Annotated in this window: 2 protein-coding genes and 1 pseudogene; 2 read left to right on the forward strand and 1 reads right to left on the reverse strand. The window is 51.4% G+C overall.

Annotated features, from left to right (window positions below; all coding sequences use genetic code 11):
- Positions 1–179: 179 nt before the first annotated feature.
- Both pyrF and MHN01_RS24210 read left to right on the forward strand, forming a co-directional pair.
- Positions 180–875 carry an orotidine-5'-phosphate decarboxylase gene (gene pyrF / locus MHN01_RS24205; RefSeq protein ID WP_239413930.1) on the forward strand — a complete coding sequence of 232 codons (696 nt, stop codon included), beginning with the start codon at positions 180–182 and terminating at the stop codon, positions 873–875.
- A 180-nt stretch (positions 876–1055) separates the two neighbouring features.
- Positions 1056–2327 carry an MgtC/SapB family protein gene (locus MHN01_RS24210; protein ID WP_239413931.1) on the forward strand — a complete coding sequence of 424 codons (1272 nt, stop codon included), beginning with the start codon at positions 1056–1058 and terminating at the stop codon, positions 2325–2327.
- A 71-nt stretch (positions 2328–2398) separates the two neighbouring features.
- Here the strand turns inward: MHN01_RS24210 and MHN01_RS24215 are convergent.
- Positions 2399–2587: pseudogene (locus MHN01_RS24215) on the reverse strand (peptide ABC transporter ATP-binding protein); the annotation flags it as partial.

Here is a 2587-nt window from a genome sequence, read left to right on the forward strand (position 1 = left end):
ATCAAACTCTGATATGTTTGCTACTGGGGTAAAACGATTGGCTGGCAAAGAAAAGTGGTACTTTTAGTGCCTTCGGATCAATTTTCAATTAATGCTCGAAAAAAAATGATTTTACTGTACAATCCTGACCGCCCTCAGCGCGCTGGGGAGGATTGAACAATAACTAAGCAGGAGATGCCATGTTAGACCCAAAAGTGATTGTCGCTCTCGACTACCCAAGCCAAGACGAAGCCCTGGCGTTCGTTGACCGTATTGAACCGGGAAGTTGTCGACTGAAAGTTGGCAAAGAGATGTTTACTTATTTTGGCCCTGACTTTGTGCGTAAACTGCATGATCGGGGCCATTCTGTATTTTTGGACCTGAAATTCCATGACATTCCGAATACCTGCTCCCGTGCGGTTGCGGCAGCGGCGGATCTCGGAGTGTGGATGGTCAATGTACATGCGAGTGGTGGCGAACGTATGATGGCAGCCTCGCGTGACATTCTCGAGCCGTATGGCAAAGATCGCCCGCTGCTGATTGGTGTGACAGTGCTTACCAGTATGGAAGCGGCCGATCTTCGCGGTATCGGTATTCAGGCTGAGCCGCAGGAACACGTCTTGAACCTTGCGCGGTTGACCAAAAACAGCGGCCTGGACGGTGTGGTGTGTTCGGCTCAGGAAGCAAGCATGCTCAAGGGCGAACTTGGCGAAGAATTTAAGCTGGTTACCCCGGGTATCCGCCCGGCAGGCAGTGCAGCTGGGGATCAGCGCCGGGTGATGACACCGGTCGAGGCGGTTCAGGCCGGCTCGGATTACCTGGTTATTGGACGCCCGATAACCAAAGCGGCCGATCCTGCTGCCGTGCTCGCCGAGATCAACCAATCTCTGGCATAGACAATGTACCTAACGTCTAATAACGCCCGGCTAATGCCGGGCGTTTCTTTTAGGCAGGAGTCGATCAAAGTTTCGATGGATATCGATGTTCAGCAATGTTTTTTTTCATACACTTAGACTAAACAGGGAATTGTTGTTCATCATGTCGGCCGTGGATGGAGTAGGCTGAGGAGCGCAAAAATGGATGTGGCATTCGATTTTGATTCATCGTTCTGGCGTTTGTTTATTGCTTTGCTGCTAGGCGCTATTATCGGTATCCAACGTGGCTGGGTCGATCGTAATGAAGCCGCAGGATCACGTATCGCCGGTATTCGTACCTACTCGCTGATTGGTCTGCTGGGAGGCATCTGCGGCCTATTGGCATCATTTTTTTCAGAGCTTTTTCTCGGCTTTTCTCTGCTTGCCTTTTCTGTCCTGATTATCGTCGCCTACATCAAGAGCCAAAAAGTAAAAGTAAACCTCAGTATTACCGGCTTGGTCGGCATGCTGATCACTTTTTTGCTGGGCAGTCTGGCAGTTGTCGGCGAGCCGGTGATTGCGGCCTCGGCGGCGGTGATCACTGCCATTATTCTTGATAACAAGAAAGAGCTGCATACCGCACTGATGAAGCTTCAGGAGTACGAGCTGGATGCTGCCCTGCGCCTGTTACTGATCTCTGTTGTGATGCTGCCACTGCTGCCGAATCAGGGAATGGGGCCATGGCAGGCCGTCAATCCCTATGAGATTTGGTGGATGGTGGTGTTGATTGCCGGTATTTCCTTTGTCGGCTATTTCGCAATCAAGATTGGCGGCGCGGAAAAGGGGATCTTGTTTACCTGCCTCTTTGCGGGACTGAGCTCTTCGACCGCACTGACACTGCAATTTTCACACCTTTCCAAACAGCAGGCGCACCTCAGTGGGTTGCTGGCTAGCGGGATCCTGATCAGCTGCGGAACCATGTTTCCGCGTATCTTGTTTGTCTGCTCAGTCGTGAACTACACCTTGGTCGAAATGCTATGGCTACCAATGCTGCTGATGATGCTGGGCTTTTACCTTCCAGCCTATTGGATCTGGACCCATAACAAAATTGAGACAGACGAGTCGCCGCAGGTAAAACAGAATCCGCTGGCGTTGTCCTCGGCATTCTTTTTCGGCATCGTGCTGCTGGCGATCATGTTGCTGGCTAATTTGCTGCAAGACTGGTTTGGTAATACGGGAACCCTGTTGCTCGCGGCGATTTCAGGCATTACCGATGTCGATGCCATTACCCTGGCACTGGGCAGGCAGAGTGCCAATGGCTTGCTGGTGAATACGGCAATGCTGGGTATTTTTATTGCCGCTTCCGTTAACAGCCTGATTAAAATGGGTATGGCGAGTGTTATTGGGGCCAGGCCATTGCGTAAGTTCATTATCGTACCGATATTGGGCTCTGTGCTATTAGGGGCAGGCTCGGTGTGGGTGACATTTGGCTGATTGGACTAGGGATTGTTGCCCATAGACAGACGGGCTGAAGTCAGCCCGCCAGGTAGATTGTTTTGGTACGCTTAGCACTCAATTTTAGGCGTCGCGCTGCTTATACGGTTGCTTCGGTCGTGCGAAGGTGCCGAGAAATGGCTGTCGAGCAATTTTTGTGTCAGCGGGTGCTGGGGATTGGCGAAAACATCCGCCGTCAGGCCTTGCTCAACCACCTCGCCATTTTGCATAACCATCACCTTGTCGGTGAAATGTTTGAT

This window comes from Photobacterium sp. OFAV2-7 (genome assembly GCF_022347985.1).
In the GTDB taxonomy this organism is placed as follows: domain Bacteria; phylum Pseudomonadota; class Gammaproteobacteria; order Enterobacterales; family Vibrionaceae; genus Photobacterium.

Bases quoted from the DNA above. Each gene is read 5' to 3' on its own strand.
- pyrF (WP_239413930.1), top strand. From the start codon at position 180: ATGTTAGACCCAAAAGTGATTGTCGCTCTCGACTACCCAAGCCAAGAC.
- MHN01_RS24210 (WP_239413931.1), top strand. From the start codon at position 1,056: ATGGATGTGGCATTCGATTTTGATTCATCGTTCTGGCGTTTGTTTATT.